The organism is Oleiphilus sp. HI0123 (genome assembly GCF_001635315.1).
Genome location: NZ_LWGE01000576.1, coordinates 1 through 228, shown reverse-complemented (window position 1 = coordinate 228; position 228 = coordinate 1). Strand labels below are relative to the sequence as shown.

At 48.7% G+C, this 228-nt stretch carries 1 protein-coding gene; it reads right to left on the bottom strand.

Annotated elements, in window-relative coordinates:
- Nucleotides 1-228, bottom strand: a 228-nt coding sequence (locus tag A3761_RS05275) for a ribonucleotide reductase N-terminal alpha domain-containing protein (RefSeq protein WP_369808178.1), incomplete at both ends; no start/stop codon positions are given.

The following is a 228-nucleotide window of genomic DNA, read 5'->3' as shown; positions in this document are numbered from 1 at the left end:
GACAGTACAGTTAATGGTTGATGTTGCCGGCTTATGCTCGCCTGCGCCGGCATTAGACATGATTCGGCCGGCTGGAATAACGCCGTTTTCTAGTGCCCACTTGAAGTCGTTGTAGACGGTTTCTCTTTTGCCCTCTTCTTCTACAGATGAAAGCGCTTTGGCAACACGCTCATAGGTAGCGTCAATGTTTTGATCGACGGCCTGACCAGTTTTAGTTTTTAGCTGGTA